The sequence below is a fragment of the Chitinophaga sp. 9-1-y genome, assembly GCF_059511905.2.
Genome location: NZ_CM197955.1, coordinates 7393641 through 7411558, shown reverse-complemented (window position 1 = coordinate 7411558; position 17918 = coordinate 7393641). Strand labels below are relative to the sequence as shown.

The following is a 17918-nucleotide window of genomic DNA, read 5'->3' as shown; positions in this document are numbered from 1 at the left end:
ATTTTTCATTCCCATCCATTTCTTTTCCACAATTGATGTGCAAAAACCCCTGTAAAACGTAAAATAACGTGGGAAAAGGTGCCTTTGCACACAGGTAAAACTAATTTTGTTATTGTGGTTAAATTTACCCTTAAAAAAATGAGAGGTGAATTGTGGATAGTAAATGCCATCTTTTAACATTTTCCTAATACAGGGTCGACCAAAAAGATTTTCACCAACAACGATATCCACGTATGTGGATGAAAATAGGAAAATCCAGTAATGACGCGGAAAGAGCATGTTAATTTCATGTGGAAAGCGTAGTAAAAAGGAATAACAACTACATTTGTACACGAGCCGGAAATTTAATTTCCACATATTCACAGCCCTAATAGTAGTGGGCTTTTTCTTTTAAATATTTAAAGAAGTATATAGCTATGATTATGGAAATCGCTGAAGCGAAAAAAAATTTGCAACACAACGGATTTTTGGATATATCAGTCGATCCCTCCCTGGATTTGTTTGAAGCGATAGAAAATCTGAAAAAGAAGAAGAATGCAATTGTACTCGCTCACTATTACCAGGAACCAGATATCCAGGATATCGCAGATTACATCGGAGATAGTTTGGGACTGAGTCAGCAGGCTGCCAAGACAGACGCCGACATGATTGTTTTTGCCGGTGTTCACTTTATGGCGGAAACTGCAAAAATTCTGAGTCCACAGAAAAAGGTGCTTTTACCGGACCTTAAAGCAGGGTGTTCATTGGCTGATAGCGCACCTCCGGAGCTGTTTAAGAAGTTTAGAGACCGTTACCCTGACCATATCGTGATTTCGTATATTAACTGCTCTGCGGGTATCAAGGCACTCAGCGATATCATTTGCACGAGCTCTAATGCCGAGAAAATCATCGAAAGCGTCCCTCACAACCAGCCGATCATCTTTGCACCTGACAGGAATTTAGGGGCTTATCTGATCAAAAAAACGGGTAGGGATATGGTGTTATGGAATGGCGCCTGCATGGTACACGAGATTTTTTCCCTGGAAAAGATCACAAAATTGAAAATTCGTCACCCGAAAGCCAAGGTGATAGCGCATCCGGAATGTGAGCCAGCAGTTTTGGCCATTGCAGATTACATCGGTTCTACCACTGGGTTGCTGAAGTTTAGTCACCGGGATGATGCGCAGGAATATATCGTAGTAACGGAAACCGGGATCCTGCACCAGATGCAAAAGGAAAATCCTGGAAAAACTTTTATACCAGCTCCACCCAATAATGCCTGTGCATGTAACGACTGTCCACACATGAAATTGAATACGCTGGAGAAATTGTACCTGTGTATGGAATACGAACAGCCGGAAATTACAATGGAAGAAAGCCTGAGAATAGCCGCTAAAAAGCCAATTGAGCGAATGTTAGCGATCAGTGCAGCTGCTGGACTTTAATATAACTATTTGATTTTCATTATTATTTGAATATTATTTATTAGTAATAATAAATACTGAACATAACGAAGGCCGTGAGAATGTAATATTCTCACGGCCTTCGTATTTGTATACGAATCGATTAATTCTCAGCGTGTTATAAGGCCTTTGAGAATCGTATATTTTATAGATTTCCGCACTCTTTACTTAGAAAATGAAATGTGGGAAAATGGAAAGTTGTAAAATTTGATGTTGAAAACGTGTTGAATTTAATTTTTAAGGCGCTGAGAATTTAATTTTTATTTTTTGTATTGGGTAGGTGAAGGATTTATTCAAATATTAAATTGTCAGCGCCCTTATAGTCTTGTGAGAGCGGCATATTTGACTTTTCAGTGAATAGCTGTGCAGATTTTTGTTTTATGATGGCCTGAGCGTGTTTTTTTTAAAGGCCTTGAGATTTAATTATTTTTTGTTTTCCCTGGGTAATGCCGGGTTCCTTCATTTCAGCGCATTCTCAAAGCGCTTATTTTTTCCTTTCTTTTTGATTTGGCCCTGTTTATCCCTCATTTTTGAAGCAGAGTTTTCTACCAGGTAGGCTTCAGTCTGCTCTTTTTAACGCAGATGTAGAGATTCAAATAGGTGTCAGCTTCGATTTTTCGAAGGCGATGAGAATCGAATATTTTATCAAATCGTTGGGGTACCCCGTGGTTCGGTAATTCATTCAATTCTCAAAGCTCTTGTAGTGCGCTGAGAATTAGGTGTGTATTGGGGTATCCTTGTAGGTTGGTTTTTTGTTTGATTCTCAGCCGGTTCGTAGTGCGCTGAGAATTCAATATTTTTTGGTTTCGGTAAAGAAGTGGAAGAAAATGATTTTCATCGAAATCTCATGGCATAGATAAGGCGCTGAGAATTTGATATTTGAAATGCCGACTGTATTCCTTTGTGAATCGTAGATTTTAGGCGAATCTCAGCGCCAGAGGAGTGAGTTGAGAATAGGATATTTTTAATGAATTGACATATTTACTGGTGGAAGTAAATTAATTGAAATGTCAGCGCCTTTGCAAGCCGCTGACATTTTGATATTTGCCATCGTTTTCGGCTGTCGTCGGAATTAAACTTTGAGACCCTAATGAGCCGGCACTATGAATGCGTTGAGATTTGGATGTGCTAAAATAATCCGTGGGTAGTGAAGGAATTTGGAATTGGTTGAAATCTCGGGGGATTGGTAAGCGCATGAGATTTTAATATTATTGAATTTACCGGGAGAATGGTGAGATCATAATTTTTGGAGGATTGTCGTGGGATTTTTCACCCGTTGAGGTTTCAATATTTATTTTTCTTACGGGAAAGGTAGTTAGTATGAATTTTAGAGCAGTCTCGTGATTCAGAATAAATGTAAGGTGTAGCCCGGCGATAAAAATGAGAAAGTGAGGGAGGTTTTAATTTTTGAATCGAGATTTTTGGAATTAACAGGCAAAATATGTGAATAAGTAAGAACTTTCTTTAAGGTGAAATTTTTTTTTGCTCTTATTCCTTCGAAATGTGGAAAAAAGGCTGATTTTTCTTCTTAAAAAGTCTTTTTTTACATAGGATGATACACAAAATGTGGAAAAAACTGCTTTTTTATCACAGGATGTATAAAAAGTGAAATTTTTTTTTGAAAATATAGTTCTGTGGATAAAAAATGATTTTCCTCGAGTTTTTAGGCGTTTTATTATCGGAAAATGTGGAAAATGAAAAAAAATTTTTTGTTTTTCTTAAATTAAACCGGCTTTTTTTTGTTCCTGTATTAGGAATGAGGGGAGAATGGAGTCTGGATTTGTGGGGTTAACTATGAAATGGAATAGAGGAAACTAAATTTCCTCTACCCAAATATGATCTGCCTCTGTTTTTCTAAGCGATAAATTATACCCAGCCACCATAATGGAAATAGGATCTCCCAGTGGAGCAATCTTTTCAATTTTTACTGTTTCACCTGGTACGCAGCCCATTTCCATCAGCTTAATATGAAGGTCGTCTTTTTCGAATTCTATAATAATTGCGCTTTTTCCTGTTGTCAGCGAAGATAATTTTATAATGCCCTTTTTCATTTCCTGCTTATTAATCTGTTTAAACTTTGTTCCGGGACAATTGGGAAACTCACTCATGAATGATAAGCAAAGGTACCCTTGTAAGCCCAATATGCAAAAAGAAAGGTCGTTCAATCCAAAATTTCATTTTACTTTTACATCCACTTAATTTTTTTAGTTTAAATGGCAATTCAATTTACATCGCACGAGGTAAAAGATTATTTGAAAGAAAAGCGGAGATTGAAAGTATTCCTGGCTGAGCTTTTCTCTGTGGAAGGTCAGGGTTTGAAAAGTTTGCATTTTGTTTTCTGTTCTGATGCGTATTTATTAGAGATTAATAAGCAATTCTTACAGCACGATACTTACACTGATATTGTAACCTTTGAAATAGGAGAGGATCCAGCGGTTACGGAAGGGGAAATCTATATCAGTATAGATAGGGTATTAGATAATGCGGAGAAGTTCAAAGTATCGATTAGCCAGGAGTTGCATCGTGTTATTTTTCATGGTGCATTACATTTGTGCGGATTTAAGGATAAGAGTAAGAAAGATGCTGCCTTGATGAGGAGTAAGGAAGATGAATACCTGGAAAAGTATTTTAAGAAGTGATTTTGTCCCGGCTTGCAATAATAGAATGTTCCGAAAGGAACATTTTTGGTTTTAGGTAGTTAAGGTATAATGTTCCACGTGGAACATTCTCTTTTTTACAGCTCGCTAAATGATTTTGAAGCGGCAATATTCTAATCGTGGATATTGCTGCTTTGCTTTTTCATTGGGATAGGAATGTTCCACGTGGAACATTGGAATATAAAAATGGCATAACCCTAAGCAAGCCGGCCTTTCTATGATTAATTTAAGATGATAGGGAGAGGAGATAGTTACAGATTGATGTAGAGGTGTTGAATTGGGAGGAGCATAACATTTAGGAGGCCGCATAAACTTCTTGAAATAACTGTGGTCATTTATTATATAGTTATAAAAGAGAGGATCTCGTATTTGAAATAATATTGGTGCCTGGTGAAACAAATCTTGAAAAACGGACTTGACGATCTCAAATGGAGTTTCGATTTTGGGAGTATGTATTGGATGGGTAGCATTAATAGAGATGAGATTGCCCAGGTAATTTTTTGTGGTCTCTTTTGGGGAAGCATAATCAATAATCCTGGGGAGAAGTAGCATGACTGATTCATTATAAAATTTATACACCGATGCCTTTCACGGATGAAGTTATATTGATGTATGAAGTAAATTATTTACAGAAGGACAGGTATCATGTAATAGATCTAAATAAAAGAGTAGGGATTGGTAGTAATTGGTCAAACTACCTTTCTTAGAATTGCTAAGAATGTTCCACGTGGAACATTAAATATTGGGGATGATCCGGCTTTAAAAAACCACTATGGAATGTTCCACGTGGAACATTCCACTTTCTCAAAACAATCTCCCTTCTTCTACGTAATTTTGCACTTTCTAAAGTTATTATGTTTCCATCATACGATATCATTGTTGTAGGCGCAGGACATGCTGGTTGTGAAGCCGCTGCCGCTGCTGCTAATATGGGCTCCAAAGTTTTATTGGTGACCATGAATATGCAAACCATCGCTCAAATGAGCTGTAACCCTGCTATGGGTGGAATTGCAAAAGGACAAATTGTAAGAGAAATAGATGCCTTGGGGGGTTATTCTGGGATTGTTACGGACCAATCAATGATCCAGTTCCGGATGTTGAACCGTTCAAAGGGACCCGCTATGTGGAGTCCCCGCACCCAAAACGACCGCATGCTGTTTGCTGCAAAATGGCGGGAAGCATTGGAGAAAACGCCCAACGTCGACTTCTACCAGGACATGGTTAAGGGGTTATTGGTAAAAGATGGACGATGCCATGGTGTGATTACCGGTTTAGGTCATGAGATCCAGGCAAAGGCGGTAGTACTGACTAACGGTACTTTCCTGAATGGAGTGATACATATTGGAGATAAACAATTTGGTGGTGGCAGGGTAGCTGAGAAAGCTGCTACAGGCATTACTGAACAGCTGGTTGCTCTCGGTTTTGAAAGCGATCGTTTGAAAACAGGCACACCTCCCCGCATTGACGGTCGTAGTTTGGACTATTCCAAAATGGAAGAACAACCTGGTGATGATGAGATTGTAGGCTTCTCCTATTTGGACGTTGAACGCATAAAACCGGCTCAACAAAGAAGTTGCTGGATTACTTATACTAGTGAAGCCGTGCATGAAATGTTACGCACCGGTTTCGACAGATCGCCTATGTTCCAGGGTCGTATCCAGGGAACAGGACCTCGATATTGCCCAAGCATTGAAGATAAAATCAATCGCTTTGCGGAGAGAGAAAGACACCAGTTATTTGTGGAACCAGAAGGATGGGATACCGTTGAAATTTATGTAAATGGGTTCTCCACCTCTTTGCCGGAAGACGTTCAAATGAAGGCATTACGCCTGGTACCTGGCTTTGAAAACTGCCGGATGTTCAGACCTGGATATGCCATTGAATATGATTTCTTTCCACCAACCCAATTGCAGTTTTCCCTGGAAACAAAGCATGTACAAAACCTCTTCTTCGCCGGACAAATAAACGGTACCACCGGATACGAAGAAGCGGCATGTCAGGGTATTATGGCTGGTATCAATGCCCACCTGAAAGCAAAAGAGGAAGCACCATTTGTTTTGAAAAGAAGCGAAGCATATATCGGTGTATTAATAGATGACCTGATTAATAAAGGAACGGAAGAACCTTATCGCATGTTTACCTCCAGGGCCGAGTTTAGAACGTTACTTCGCCAGGATAATGCAGACTTGCGCTTAACCGAAAGAAGCTATAAAATGGGGCTCGCTTCCGAAGAAAGGATGGCGAAAGTGCAGGCGAAAAAAGAAGGTGTAGAGAAAATAAAACGTATTCTGAAGGAAATTTCGGTAGAGCAAGAAGAAATTGGCGCATTGCTGGAAGACAGATCTTCTGCTGCATTGACACAAAAACAGAAGGCTTACCAGATATTATTACGTCCTAACCTGGACATCTTTTCCATGAAGGAACAGGTCCCTAAAATAGGAGCCGCACTTGCAGAATTTAGTAAAGACACTTTGGAGCAAGCAGAAATTCAGATCAAGTACGACGTGTATATTGAAAAGGAAAATGAACTGGTGCAGAAAATGAGTCAACTGGAAGACCTCGTAATCCCTTCGAATTTTGATTACAGCAAACTGGTTTCTTTATCAAATGAAGCAAGACAGAAATTCAATAAAATTCGCCCGCATACTTTAGGTCAGGCAAGTCGCATAAGTGGAGTAAATCCAAGCGATGTACAAATCCTGATGGTATATATGGGACGATAATAAGAGCTAAAATGTTGAAAGCGGATAAATTGTTTTACAGTTTATCCGCTTTCTTTTTTTGTCAAAATAGGCTAAAATGACAAAAAAAAGTGCAAAATGCTCAAAAAACGACCTTCAGAAAGGGGGTGAATTTCAAATATCTCTTAAAGGTTGGATAAATATATTCAAAACGAGGTTGTGTTCCTTAATGGGGCTAAAAATGCGTTTTTTGAAAGAAAAACATTATTTTTAGCTAAAAGCAACCCTTCTCTTCCGCTCATCGTATTTATAATGAATTTGATTTTCTAAAAACCAAAATCAAATAGTCATTTTCAAAAAACGGCCATAACGCATTTAATATCTAAAAAGCAGACAAGAATATTTTTGTGCAGGAGCTGAATAATATGAATGATCTGATTGCCGGTTGCTGCAGAAAAGAACGCAGCAGTCAGGAAGCGTTATACCGTAACTTTTTTGGATACGGATTAAGCATCTGTTTGAGGTATGCGCAAAATCGGGAAGAAGCGGTTGAGATTATGAATGACGGATTCCTTAAAATATTTCAACACATTCATTCATTCGATACCAGCAGGCCATTTAAAACATGGTTGGCTAAAATCATGGTGAATACGTCCATCGATTTTTTGAGGAGTAAGAAGAAGCTGGTGTTTGTGGATGATATCAGCCAGATACCAGAGCCTGGAACGGATGAAAAAATTATAGATAAGCTATCCTATGAAGAGTTACTGAAACATGTACAGGCATTGCCTCCTGCTTATAGAACTGTATTTAACCTGTACATTATGGAAGGATTCCAGCACCAGGAAATAGCAGCCATGCTGCGTATATCGGAAGGCACTTCTAAATCAAACCTATTCAAAGCAAAGAAAATATTGAAAGAAAGAATTACGAAATCATCCATTAGTACTATTGATGGGATAGACGTAAATATGCCCTTATACAAAAATGAGTGAAGCATTTGAAAATAGCATCCGTAAGAAGCTGAACGAAGCTGATATTCCTTTTGATCAGGACGCCTGGTCAAAAATGGAATCACTGCTGGATGCCGGGGACAACAAAAAGCGCCCCGGTGGCTGGTGGTGGTGGCTGTTCCTGGTACCACTGCTGGGAGGTATTGGCTGGTGGATTATTCAGTCCGGTGATATGAAGCCACGGAACAACGCTGCTGAACACCCATCTGCCGGAAATAATTTTAATAAAGTGGCAACCGTTCCTTCCAGGGAATCTATAGCTGGTCAATCAACTGCCACTTCAAAGGCTGCCATGCCTGTTATTGCAAATGAGTCACAAAATGAAGCATCAAATCTGTCGGGCGCATTTCCATCTTCCCAAAACAAGATTAAGAACACTACTGCAGATGCAGGCAAACAAAGTATTCATCTTCCTAAGAAAAATATAAACACAAGCAGCCATATTGTACCAGGCAATAATATTGTATCAGCAACAACATTTACAACAAATAAGGAAATTGAAGTAGCTACTTCATCCTATCAACTCAACTTAATCAAGACAAAAACAATAAATAACGTAAACGACTATACGAAAATTGGCAACATTCATGAAATACCTGTAGATACAAGTATTCCACCGGATGTAAGTAATAAAATTCCCAGAAGGAAAATTAACAATAAAGGGCTGTATGTAGGTGTTACGCTTGGGCCGGATCTGAATGTGGCGCCTTCCTTTAATTATGGAAAAGCAGGTTTTAATGCCGGCGTACTTGCACATTACTATTTTAATAACCGCTGGTTTATTACCACCGGCGCTGTATACAGCAAAAAGCTATATGGTGCCACAAGTAAAGACTATAACAGCAACGGTTATGTTCCTTATGGCCTCGTGAAAGTGAATGCGAATTGTGATGTGCTTGATATTCCTGTGAATATGAATTACACTTTCTTACAGAAGAATAATAATACCGTAAGCGCCACACTTGGCCTATCGAACTACTTCATGCTGAAAGAACAGTATCAGTATATCTACAAATACACCCCGAATTGGGAAAAAACAGTAGAGAATCAAAACCAGCATTACCTGGCTATTTTAAATGTAGGCGCATTATATCAACATCCTGCGGGAAGACGCCTGGTGATTGGTGTGCAGCCTTATGCCAAAATTCCACTGCGTGGGGTAGGATTGGGACAGGTGAAACTATACTCTGCCGGCGTATCTTTCCAATTAAACCTGTTGAGCAGAAAGCGCTAATGGCTGACAAACCGCGCTAAACAATCACTATAGTACATTGTTATCTTCATAATGGCATGTCTGCTGCTTAAGTGGCACGGCATTTTCTGCGTTTTCCACATTAAAAGATATGATTATGAGTAATAAAGATAACAAACCAGGTAAGGGAAATTCCAAATCGGAAAAAAACGAAGAGGAAGAATTTCCAGGTTATCCGGAATATCCGGCGGGAGAAGATATCATGAGCAAACGAAATCGTAATCATGAAGTAGATGTAGATATGGACCAGGTAACTGGTTCTTTCCGTCATAATAGTGAATTACCTGCTGAAAAAAGGAAGCCTGCTGAAAAATCGACAGATGAGCAGGAAGAAACCTGGCGGGAAGATAAAGTAGGAGATGACCTGGATGTACCGGGAGCAGAATTGGATGATGAGGAAGAAAATATTGGGGAAGAAGATGAGGAAAATAATATTTACAGCATAGGAGGCGATAGACACGAAGATCTCGAAGAAGATAACGGAGAGTTCCTTGACCTGGACGAAGACAAGAATTAGGGCCCTTACAACAGCGGTGTGAGGAGCCTGCATAAGGCATCCATAAACCGTTTGACAAGATTGCGCCTATTCCACCGGGTTTCCTGCACCGGAACTGAATACAAAAGGTCATCTTCAAACGTCCGGTTTAATTTGCCGGCTACTTCCTGGTCGTAGATCAGGGCACCGATTTCGCAATTCAGATAAAAGCTGCGGTTATCGAAGTTAACGGAGCTAACCCAGGCCAGGTTATCATCAATAACCATGGTTTTAGCATGGATAAAGCCGCGGGTATAAAAAAATATTTTGACACCGGCAGCCAGTAAAGGTTTTATATACGAAAGCGCTGCATGTTGTACAATATAAGAGTCACCTTTTAACGGTAACATCAATTGCACATCTTTACCCGCCAGGGCAGCCATTTGCAAGGCTGTCAGCAACTCTTCTGTGGGGATAAAATATGGATTACTGATACGGATTCTCCTTTTGGCAATGTTAATTGCCATCAGAATGCTTTGCATAGCTATCGGCCATTCTGAATCAGGACCACTGGCAACGATGTCAGTAAAGCAGGTGCCCGTCAATGCAGACCGGCCAAAGTATGGCTCCGCGAAAGGAAATACTTCTTTACTGCAATAACGGTAGCTCATCAGAAATTGCAACTGGAGGATGTTTACCGCGTCGCCTTCAATGCGTAGGTGGGTGTCCCGCCAGAAAGTAGCATGTTTGCCATTGTTGATGTAGCGCTCATCCAGGTTGATGCCACCCACAAAACCTATCGTACCGTCTACTACAATTATTTTACGGTGATTGCGGTAGTTGGCATTCAGATAAAAATCGACCAGCACAGGGGAAAAGGGAAATACGTTGGCGCCATGTTCTTTCAGACGTTTCGGGATATCGCGGATACGGTCACTTCCCATATCATCGTAGAGTAAACGTACCTGTACGCCCACCTTTAATTTTTCGATCAAAATTTCCGTGATTTCATTGCCCACATCATCTGCCGAAATCATATAATACTCTATGTGAATGTGGTGTTTGGCAGCACGCAACGCACTAAAAACGGCCGGGAATTTTTCTTCCCCGTTGATCAGCAACTGTACCTGGTTATTTTTACTCAGGATAGACTGCCGGGTGTTTAATAGCATGGCAGAGAGTTCCTGTTTATTTCCTGCCTGTTTTCGCAGCTCCACCTGCATTTGCTCTATCTGCGGTCGTTGCGACTCCCAGTATCGGGAAAACAATGCTTCATCTTTACTACCTTTTAAGGTAAAGCGTCTTTTCTTTCGCAGGTCACGCCCCAGGTAATAGTATACAATCAGCCCTAAAACAGGAATAAATAGCAGTAGGAGAATATATGCAACTGCCTTTACCGGGTTGCGGTTTTCGAGCAGAATAGTGGCTACCAGTCCAACAAAAATAAGCACCAGCAAAACACTGCTGCCTATTTTAATGTAGGGGTGCCATTCTGTACCCGTAAGATAGCCGATAAGCGTTTTCATAAATTATTAGTGAGATATATTATTAACGCCTTTTCGCGTAAATGGTTATACCGCTTTTTATCATCCACACGGCGCATTCATGGGCGCCTTGATGCACTGAAGATACTGAATCAATGAAGACACTTCACCAAAAATAAAGGCCCCTGATGCTATAAGAACCAGGGACCTTTATTTTTGTCAAAAATTATTCAGCAGTAATTTCAATAATGTTGCTGGTAAGTGACTGTCCATGACCAGTTAACTGCAGGCCTTCTTTCATCAGGTAATCTCCGCTATACAACTGTTCAAAATGAAACGGAGAGCGGCTTCCGGGAAACAGATTGATTTCACGGACGTGATAATTTTTATGAGGATCCAATCCCTGTAACTTTACCGGTGCGAATACATCATTTTTGGCCACATTCATCAGGTAGTTAAACAGGATACTTTTTTTCTGATCATCGCTGATATATTGAAATATGGCTCTGTTTTCTTTATAAGGAGAAGCCAGGCGGTAAAGATTTCCATGCCATACAATATCACTGATACGCCTATACGTTTCTACCGCATCATGGCTGAATTGCAACTCTTGTGGGGGGAAGTCATCTACTTTTATATCATAGCCTAATTTTCCCATCATCGCCACATCTGTGCGGAATTTCAGCGATTGATGCCCCCAATTGGTAACATGGGCTGCCATGGTATTGGACGGGAAAAAGTGAGAGTATCCATATTGGATATAAATCCTTTCCAGTCCGTCTGTATTGTCGCTGGGCCAGAATTCAGTAAAGTATTTAAGGGCACCATAATCGGTACGACCACCGCCACCGGAGCAGAGCATGATAGGCAGGTGAGGATATTTGGCCCTGACCCTGTCCAGAACTTTGTAAAAGCTGCGGGTATAATCTATAAAGAGATGTCCTTGTTTTTCTTTCAGGTAGGGAGACCAGGCATTGGTAAGCATGCGGTTACAATCCCATTTGATATAAGCGATGCCCGGATTATCGGCCAGGGTTTTATCAACAATGCTATACACGAAGTCCTGCACAGCGGGATTGGTGAGGTCCAGTACCATTTGATTGCGATAGTAATTTTCTGCGCGGTTAGGGAGGCGAAGTACCCAATCAGGATGTTTGGTATACAGCTCACTTTTGGGATTTACCATTTCTGGTTCCAGCCAGATACCGAATTTAATACCTTGTTTTTCTGCTTCCTGTACCAGGTATCCCAGTCCGTGTGGAAGCTTGGTGGTATTGGGTTCCCAGTCACCCAGCCCTGCATTATCTGCATTGCGGGGATATTTGTTGGCGAACCAGCCATCGTCCAGCAGGAACATATCTACTCCCAGCTTTTTGGTACCACTAAAGAGTCCAACCAGGCGTTGCTCATTAAAATCCATGCCGGTAGCTTCCCAGTTGTTCAGTAGGGTTAACCGGGGGCCACGACCGTCCAATACTCCGTAATCCAGTGCCCAGCGGTTGAAGTTGCGGCTGGCTTGCCCTTTTCCCTGGGCGGATAAGGTGAACAGGAATGCCGGCGTGGTAAATATTTCATTGGGTTGCAGCGTATAGTCGCTGGCGTAGGGATTAATACCGGCGTTGAGATGCAATTTATTTTGTTCATCTACCTCAAAACCAAATTTAAAATTCCCGGTCCAGGCAAGTGTTCCCGCCAGTACTTCGCCGGTTTCTTCTTCTGCCGGCTGATGAAGAGAGAGTAAGAACATGGGCGATTGCTGCATATTAGCGCGGGTGCCCAGTTTGCTGTCAAGAATTTTCATGCCGGTAGTGAGGTATTGTTCCTGCATGTCTACTTCTTTGGCCCAGTCGCCATGAAATTGGGTCAGCCAGTATTTATCAGAGGTAAGATGTAGCATGGAGGAGGCGTAAGCAGTTACCAGCACTGGCTTTTTCTCTGTATGCTTTATCTCTGTCCAGGTTTTAATGATATCTTCTTTAAAGTATGTTTCAAAGTGAAGGATAACGGTTACCGGGTACACGGGATCTTTCAATGTAATAGTGGTGGCCGTTACATTATTATTTTGCTGGGTAGCAGATTCGTGGGAAATGTATTTCAATTCCAGGGAAGGATTACCATCGCTGTGCACGATGCGGATAGCGGGGTCGAGGAGGCTTTCCATGCCAGCGGTGACATAAGCTTCCTGTTTGCCTTTTGCGGCGGTATCCGCCTGAGAGGGAGCTATGGATTGCCCAAAGTATTGTTGTATCAGGCGTCCGTCTTTATTTACGCCATAAACCAGGCTGGTATGCTGTGTAGCAATACGGATATTTTGTGCTGAGAGCCGGAAATTCAGCAATATGAGGCATAACACCAGAGTTTTTTTCATATTTTATTTTAATATTTACTAACGAGGAATAAGCGTACAAAATACAAATAAAAAGAAAGGGTGTACCTGCCGGGTATATTTTTTTGCCAGGGGATGCTTGTACATAATTGGACAGCCATTGTACATTATCGGACAACCGAAAGGATAATATTCTATTGATTATCAATTTGTTACCTTGCGGCATTTTTTTAGCGGAAAACGGACGCACTACATATAACTGCCTTATGATAAGAAACTACTTCCTTGTTGCCTGGAGAAGCATTGTCAAGAATAGGTTTTTTGCGATGGTAAATATCTGGGGATTGTCGATAGGAATCACCTTTGTATTATTGATAGGTGCGTATGCATGGGGAGAATTACAGGTAAATAGATTTGTGAAAGATAATGACCGTATTTATTTGCTGAAAAGTAAATGGGCTAACCCGGATAAAGGAGTAGAATTTGCAACGTTAGGATCGCTAACAAAATCATTGCACGATAATTATCCGTCCATTGTAGACAAAGCATATGGTCATGATGGTATTACTACCGTTGTATCGGTGGGAGATAAGCATTATCGGGAAGGCGTACATCCCGGAGATGCCACGTTATTTGATGTATTTAATTTCCCCGTAGCATATGGAGATCCGCGTACAGCCTTTGATAAGCCTAATGCAGTAGTAATTACCGAGAAGAGGGCGAAACGATTTTTTGGTAAGACGGACGTGGTGGGGAAATTGTTGAAGATACAATCGTTTGATGGGAAGAATGATGATTTTGAAGTAACAGCAGTTATCAAAGATCTGCCTTTTAATACCATCACAAATTATAGTAAACCGGAGAATGAGGTATTCCTTGGGCCAGCCAGTCTCAGGTATTTTGGGCGGGAGCAGAGTTTTCAGAGTTGGCAATCAACCAACATTATAGATTATGTGTTACTGAAGCCAGGTGCAAATCCTGAGCAGCTGAAAGCGGCTATTGCAACACTGATGAAAACGAATGTAACCCCGGAATTGCAAAAAGTGCTACAGGTATATCCTGAGGCATTGAAAGATGTTTACATGGGTTTGAATAAGGGATTGGCAGGGAAAATGATTACCATTTTTTCATTCGTTGCTATATTTATTCTACTCATGGCCATCATCAATTTCGTTAATATTTCTATTGGAAATTCTTTAACGAGATTGAAAGAAATAGGCGTAAGAAAGGCCATGGGAGGTAAGAAGCTACAGTTGGTATTTCAGTTCATCACGGAGTCTGTGTTGGTGGTTACTTTTTCTTTTGCAGTATCATTATTATTATTCGTTTTGTTAAGGCCTTTATTTGGACAGGTAATAGGAAAGGAGATTCCCGGGTTATCGTCCTTCCCTGCATGGTTTGCTATTTTACCGGTGGGGATTATCCTGTTTACGGGAGCACTTGCGGGTGTATATCCTGCATTTGTATTGTCTGCTCAACCTTCTGTAACCGCGTTAAAAGGGAAGTTGAAAAATGTTCAGGAGAAGTTATTATTCAGGCGTGGTCTTATCACCGTTCAGTTTGTAACGGCGATAGTAGTATTTATTGCTGCTATTGTAATAGACAAACAGGTGTCGTTCTTTTTCCATTCCAACCTGGGCTACGATAAGGAAAGAGTGATCACAACACCTGTACCGCGGGACTGGACCAGTTCCGGCGTGCAACACATGGAAAAAATGAGGGACGAGTTTCGTGCGATGCCGGAAATAAAAGATGCCTCTTTTTCCTATGAAATGTTGAATGGATGGAGTAGTGGTAGCAATATGATTTATAAACCGGAGAATGATTCCAGTACTGCTATATCCGCCACATCCATTATATCTGACGAGCGATTCTTAGCTACCTATGGTATTAAAATGAGTGCGGGTACCTATTACTCCGGAACATCAGCAGATTCAGCAAAAATAGTTATCAATGAGGCGGCCGCGCGTGCATTGGGGTGGAAAACAGCGGCAGAAGCGATGAATAAGCCGGTGCGTATCTATAATTCTAGCCAGGTGGTATATGTGGGAGGTGTTACACGTGATTTTCATTTCGGTACTTTGCGGGACGCAATTTCTCCTATTCTGTATACGCCTGTACAGGCAATTCCTATATACCGCTATCTTTCGTTCCGGTTAAATCCAGGGAATACGTCTCAGCAAATAGCCGCATTACAGGAGAAATGGCAGACGATATTTCCGGATGCGCCTTTTGATTTTCAGTTCCTGGACGTTAGCCTGGCGCAGTTGTATGAAACAGAGCAGCAAATGCAAAAGGCTGCGAGGATAGCCACCGTGGTGTCATTAATGATTGTGTTATTGGGCGTATTGGGTATTGTAACATTAAGTATTGCCAGAAGAAACAAAGAAATGGGAATCAGAAAGGTATTGGGAGCATCAGGTATTAATATTGTCGCCCTTTTTGTAAAAGAGTTTTCGGGGATAATGCTGTTGTCTAACATAGTGGCGTGGCCGTTAGCATGGTACCTGTTGCATAATTGGCTGATGGACTATGCTTACAGGATAAATATAGGTGCCGCACCGTTTTTGATAGTGGGTACCTTATTGATTTTATTGGTAACGGTGATCATTGTTGGTATGACAGGAAGACTGGCGACTAAAAACCCGGTAACCAGTCTTAGAACGGAATAAAGATTATTTTAGGGGTAGCATTAAATGGCTCCTGAAATGACTACCCAGATTATTTTGGTCCTTGTTCTCACCTTGTTAATTAATCTGATTACTACTTTATCTTATGCGGTAAGGATAGTAGGGGTGAGAACAGGCAGAATTGCGATTACATTTTCCCTGTTTAATATTCTCGTTTTACTGTCGCGCACGGCAAACACTTTACAGGCGCCGTTGTTAGCCAAAACGGTTGAACAGGATCTGAAGCTGCATCTGACTTCAAATACCCTTGTTTTCCGGTATATTATTTTAGCGTGTACAGCGGGAACAATAGCAGGGGCATTGCTGATTCCTACTTTTCAGCGCTTATTATCCCGGGCAGTAATACATTTTAGCGTGCATAAGTCTATACCCAAACTATTTTACCTGGGACTTTCGGGGGCAGGAATGCAATTTGTAAAAGAGAATTTGAAGATGCCGTCCGGCAGTCATTTGCTGGAGTTAACGGGTCAGCGGAATTTTCCACTGCGTATTTTTATGTATAATCTTCTGGCTACTGCTATCATCACTATTGCGGTATTATCCTGTGTATATGCGGCCTATCTAAATCCTGAGTACAGGACTACAGCCAGTAATCTTTCCGGTGTTATCAATGGCGTAGCTACCGTGTTAATGGCCCTGTTTATTGACCCTCATTTATCTATACTTACAGATGATGTGGTATTGGGCAAGGTTAGTGAGCGTTCTTTTCGCAGATATATTGCCTACATGGTGATTGCCCGGTTGGGAGGAACCATATTGGCCCAATTGCTTTTCCTGCCTTGTGCCCAGCTGATTGCCCTGTTGGCTGAAAGGGTATAGTTTCGGACTCGTTTGGAATTGATTAACATTTCTATCCCTTTTTTTGTGCTTCTTTGGGTATGATTGTTAACCCCAGAAGATTCTTTGTCATTGTTGGCAACCCCCATACAGGCAAAAGAAAAACAACCCAGCAACTTTTTGGAAGACAAATGTTTCTTCCTTTTAAAGGTCCCATTAAGACCCCGGCATTGGGAGATGAGCAATTCGTGATCATCTTTCCCCGCTCTCCGGATTACCAGGCATATTTGGCGTATATCAGATCGCTTATCCAGCAGCACAGGGATTCGGATACTTCTTTTTTTGTGATCCTTGATTTGGCATCAGGAGAGGATATTGGGAGAGTACGATGTATACTGGAGTATTTTAACCAGTCGCGTTTTGACGTACATTATCTGTTGTTAAGCAGTAGCTTGTATGATCAGCAACTGCTCAGTAATGAAGTAATTGGGTTATTACGGGAGAAAGTGCGAGGCCCTGTTCATGTATTGGATAAGATTGTTACCGGGTCATTAACTCGTTTTAATGAACGGGCTGCGGACGTAGGGATGTTGATATCAAAGGTATTGGAAACACGATATGCTTATTTGTAAATAAGCATATCGCCGGGAGGAGCGCAGTGCAGATCCCCTATTATTAAGCATTTGAAAGTTGAATGCATTTTCCTTCCGCATATTGTTTGCCCCAATCACAGAGGGCTTGTAAAATGGGGATCAGTGAGATTCCTTTACTGGTTAACCGGTAACTTATACCGGCAGGGACTGTTTCAGGAATGGGTATTTTAACCAATATGGCATGTGTTTCCAGTTCCTTCAGCTGGCGGCTTAATACTTGTTCGGAAATGGCGGAGAGCTCCTGCTTCAGTAAACTAAAACGATCATTTCCCGACCAGATAGAATAAACGATCTGTGCTTTCCAGCGACCACTGATCACGTTTAAAGCAGAGTTCAACTCGCAGTTTAGGAACAGGAATTGTTCGTTCAGGCTATTGCTTGATGTTTGCTTTTTCATGCTACTCACAATTTTGAGCGTTATTGACGGGTCGTTAAAACTTCCTGTTTTTTGTACCGTCTAATTCAAAT

The 17918-nt window shown here is 41.1% G+C and carries 13 protein-coding genes; 9 read left to right on the top strand and 4 right to left on the bottom strand.

What is annotated here, in order from left to right; all coding sequences use genetic code 11:
- The first annotated feature begins 467 nt into the window (after nt 1-467).
- Complete coding sequence (nadA, locus tag AC5ZC7_RS29510; RefSeq protein WP_496160997.1) at nt 468-1424, top strand: quinolinate synthase NadA; 957 nt, start codon at nt 468-470, stop codon at nt 1422-1424.
- Between the two features lie 1832 nt (nt 1425-3256).
- On the opposite strand, the gene AC5ZC7_RS29505 is transcribed toward nadA, so the two are convergent.
- Nucleotides 3257-3493 carry a FeoA family protein gene (locus AC5ZC7_RS29505; RefSeq protein WP_291915891.1) on the bottom strand — a complete coding sequence of 79 codons (237 nt, stop codon included), beginning with the start codon at nt 3491-3493 and terminating at the stop codon, nt 3257-3259.
- Between the two features lie 162 nt (nt 3494-3655).
- Here AC5ZC7_RS29505 and ybeY point away from each other — a divergent pair, with 162 nt between their 5' ends.
- From ybeY to AC5ZC7_RS29480, 5 genes are all read left to right on the top strand, one after another.
- Nucleotides 3656-4081, top strand: coding sequence for an rRNA maturation RNase YbeY (gene ybeY, locus AC5ZC7_RS29500; protein WP_496160996.1), 426 nt, complete (start codon nt 3656-3658; stop codon nt 4079-4081).
- An 872-nt stretch (nt 4082-4953) separates the two neighbouring features.
- Nucleotides 4954-6822, top strand: coding sequence for a tRNA uridine-5-carboxymethylaminomethyl(34) synthesis enzyme MnmG (gene mnmG / locus AC5ZC7_RS29495; RefSeq protein ID WP_496160995.1), 1869 nt, complete (start codon nt 4954-4956; stop codon nt 6820-6822).
- Nucleotides 6823-7337: 515 nt separating this feature from the next.
- The gene (locus AC5ZC7_RS29490) at nt 7338-7775 is read left to right on the top strand and encodes an RNA polymerase sigma factor (RefSeq protein WP_511911290.1); all 438 of its coding nucleotides are present in this window, start codon (nt 7338-7340) and stop codon (nt 7773-7775) included.
- Nucleotides 7768-9027 carry an outer membrane beta-barrel protein gene (locus AC5ZC7_RS29485; RefSeq protein ID WP_496160994.1) on the top strand — a complete coding sequence of 420 codons (1260 nt, stop codon included), beginning with the start codon at nt 7768-7770 and terminating at the stop codon, nt 9025-9027. The genes AC5ZC7_RS29490 and AC5ZC7_RS29485 overlap by 8 nt, the downstream gene beginning before the upstream one ends.
- A gap of 115 nt (nt 9028-9142) precedes the next feature.
- Entirely contained in the window at nt 9143-9562 is a 420-nt protein-coding gene (locus AC5ZC7_RS29480) for a hypothetical protein (protein WP_496160993.1), read from the top strand.
- A 5-nt stretch (nt 9563-9567) separates the two neighbouring features.
- Here AC5ZC7_RS29480 and cls read toward each other — a convergent pair whose 3' ends face one another.
- Entirely contained in the window at nt 9568-11046 is a 1479-nt protein-coding gene (cls, locus tag AC5ZC7_RS29475; protein ID WP_496160992.1) for a cardiolipin synthase, read from the bottom strand.
- Nucleotides 11047-11230: 184 nt separating this feature from the next.
- Entirely contained in the window at nt 11231-13372 is a 2142-nt protein-coding gene (locus AC5ZC7_RS29470; protein ID WP_496160991.1) for an alpha-galactosidase, read from the bottom strand.
- 224 nt (nt 13373-13596) lie between these two features.
- On the opposite strand from AC5ZC7_RS29470, the gene AC5ZC7_RS29465 reads away from it, so the two are divergent.
- The 3 genes from AC5ZC7_RS29465 to AC5ZC7_RS29455 all read left to right on the top strand — a co-directional run bounded on the left by AC5ZC7_RS29465 (nt 13597) and on the right by AC5ZC7_RS29455 (nt 17429).
- A complete protein-coding gene (locus AC5ZC7_RS29465; RefSeq protein WP_496160990.1) occupies nt 13597-16002 on the top strand; it encodes an ABC transporter permease in 2406 nt (801 codons plus the stop codon).
- Between the two features lie 36 nt (nt 16003-16038).
- Nucleotides 16039-16839, top strand: a complete 801-nt coding sequence (locus AC5ZC7_RS29460) for a lipid II flippase family protein (protein WP_496160989.1) — start codon at nt 16039-16041, stop codon at nt 16837-16839.
- Nucleotides 16840-16988: 149 nt separating this feature from the next.
- A complete protein-coding gene (locus AC5ZC7_RS29455; RefSeq protein ID WP_496160988.1) occupies nt 16989-17429 on the top strand; it encodes a hypothetical protein in 441 nt (146 codons plus the stop codon).
- 43 nt (nt 17430-17472) lie between these two features.
- Here AC5ZC7_RS29455 and AC5ZC7_RS29450 read toward each other — a convergent pair whose 3' ends face one another.
- Nucleotides 17473-17847 (bottom strand): winged helix-turn-helix transcriptional regulator, encoded by a 375-nt coding sequence (locus AC5ZC7_RS29450; protein ID WP_496160987.1) that lies wholly within the window; start codon nt 17845-17847, stop codon nt 17473-17475.
- Nucleotides 17848-17918: the final 71 nt, after the last annotated feature.

Bases quoted from the DNA above. Each gene is read 5' to 3' on its own strand.
- AC5ZC7_RS29505 (WP_291915891.1), bottom strand. From the start codon at position 3,493: ATGAAAAAGGGCATTATAAAATTATCTTCGCTGACAACAGGAAAAAGC.
- ybeY (WP_496160996.1), top strand. From the start codon at position 3,656: ATGGCAATTCAATTTACATCGCACGAGGTAAAAGATTATTTGAAAGAA.
- mnmG (WP_496160995.1), top strand. From the start codon at position 4,954: ATGTTTCCATCATACGATATCATTGTTGTAGGCGCAGGACATGCTGGT.
- AC5ZC7_RS29490 (WP_511911290.1), top strand. From the start codon at position 7,338: ATGAATGACGGATTCCTTAAAATATTTCAACACATTCATTCATTCGAT.
- AC5ZC7_RS29485 (WP_496160994.1), top strand. From the start codon at position 7,768: ATGAGTGAAGCATTTGAAAATAGCATCCGTAAGAAGCTGAACGAAGCT.
- AC5ZC7_RS29480 (WP_496160993.1), top strand. From the start codon at position 9,143: ATGAGTAATAAAGATAACAAACCAGGTAAGGGAAATTCCAAATCGGAA.
- cls (WP_496160992.1), bottom strand. From the start codon at position 11,046: ATGAAAACGCTTATCGGCTATCTTACGGGTACAGAATGGCACCCCTAC.
- AC5ZC7_RS29470 (WP_496160991.1), bottom strand. From the start codon at position 13,372: ATGAAAAAAACTCTGGTGTTATGCCTCATATTGCTGAATTTCCGGCTC.
- AC5ZC7_RS29465 (WP_496160990.1), top strand. From the start codon at position 13,597: ATGATAAGAAACTACTTCCTTGTTGCCTGGAGAAGCATTGTCAAGAAT.
- AC5ZC7_RS29460 (WP_496160989.1), top strand. From the start codon at position 16,039: ATGACTACCCAGATTATTTTGGTCCTTGTTCTCACCTTGTTAATTAAT.
- AC5ZC7_RS29455 (WP_496160988.1), top strand. From the start codon at position 16,989: ATGTTTCTTCCTTTTAAAGGTCCCATTAAGACCCCGGCATTGGGAGAT.
- AC5ZC7_RS29450 (WP_496160987.1), bottom strand. From the start codon at position 17,847: ATGAAAAAGCAAACATCAAGCAATAGCCTGAACGAACAATTCCTGTTC.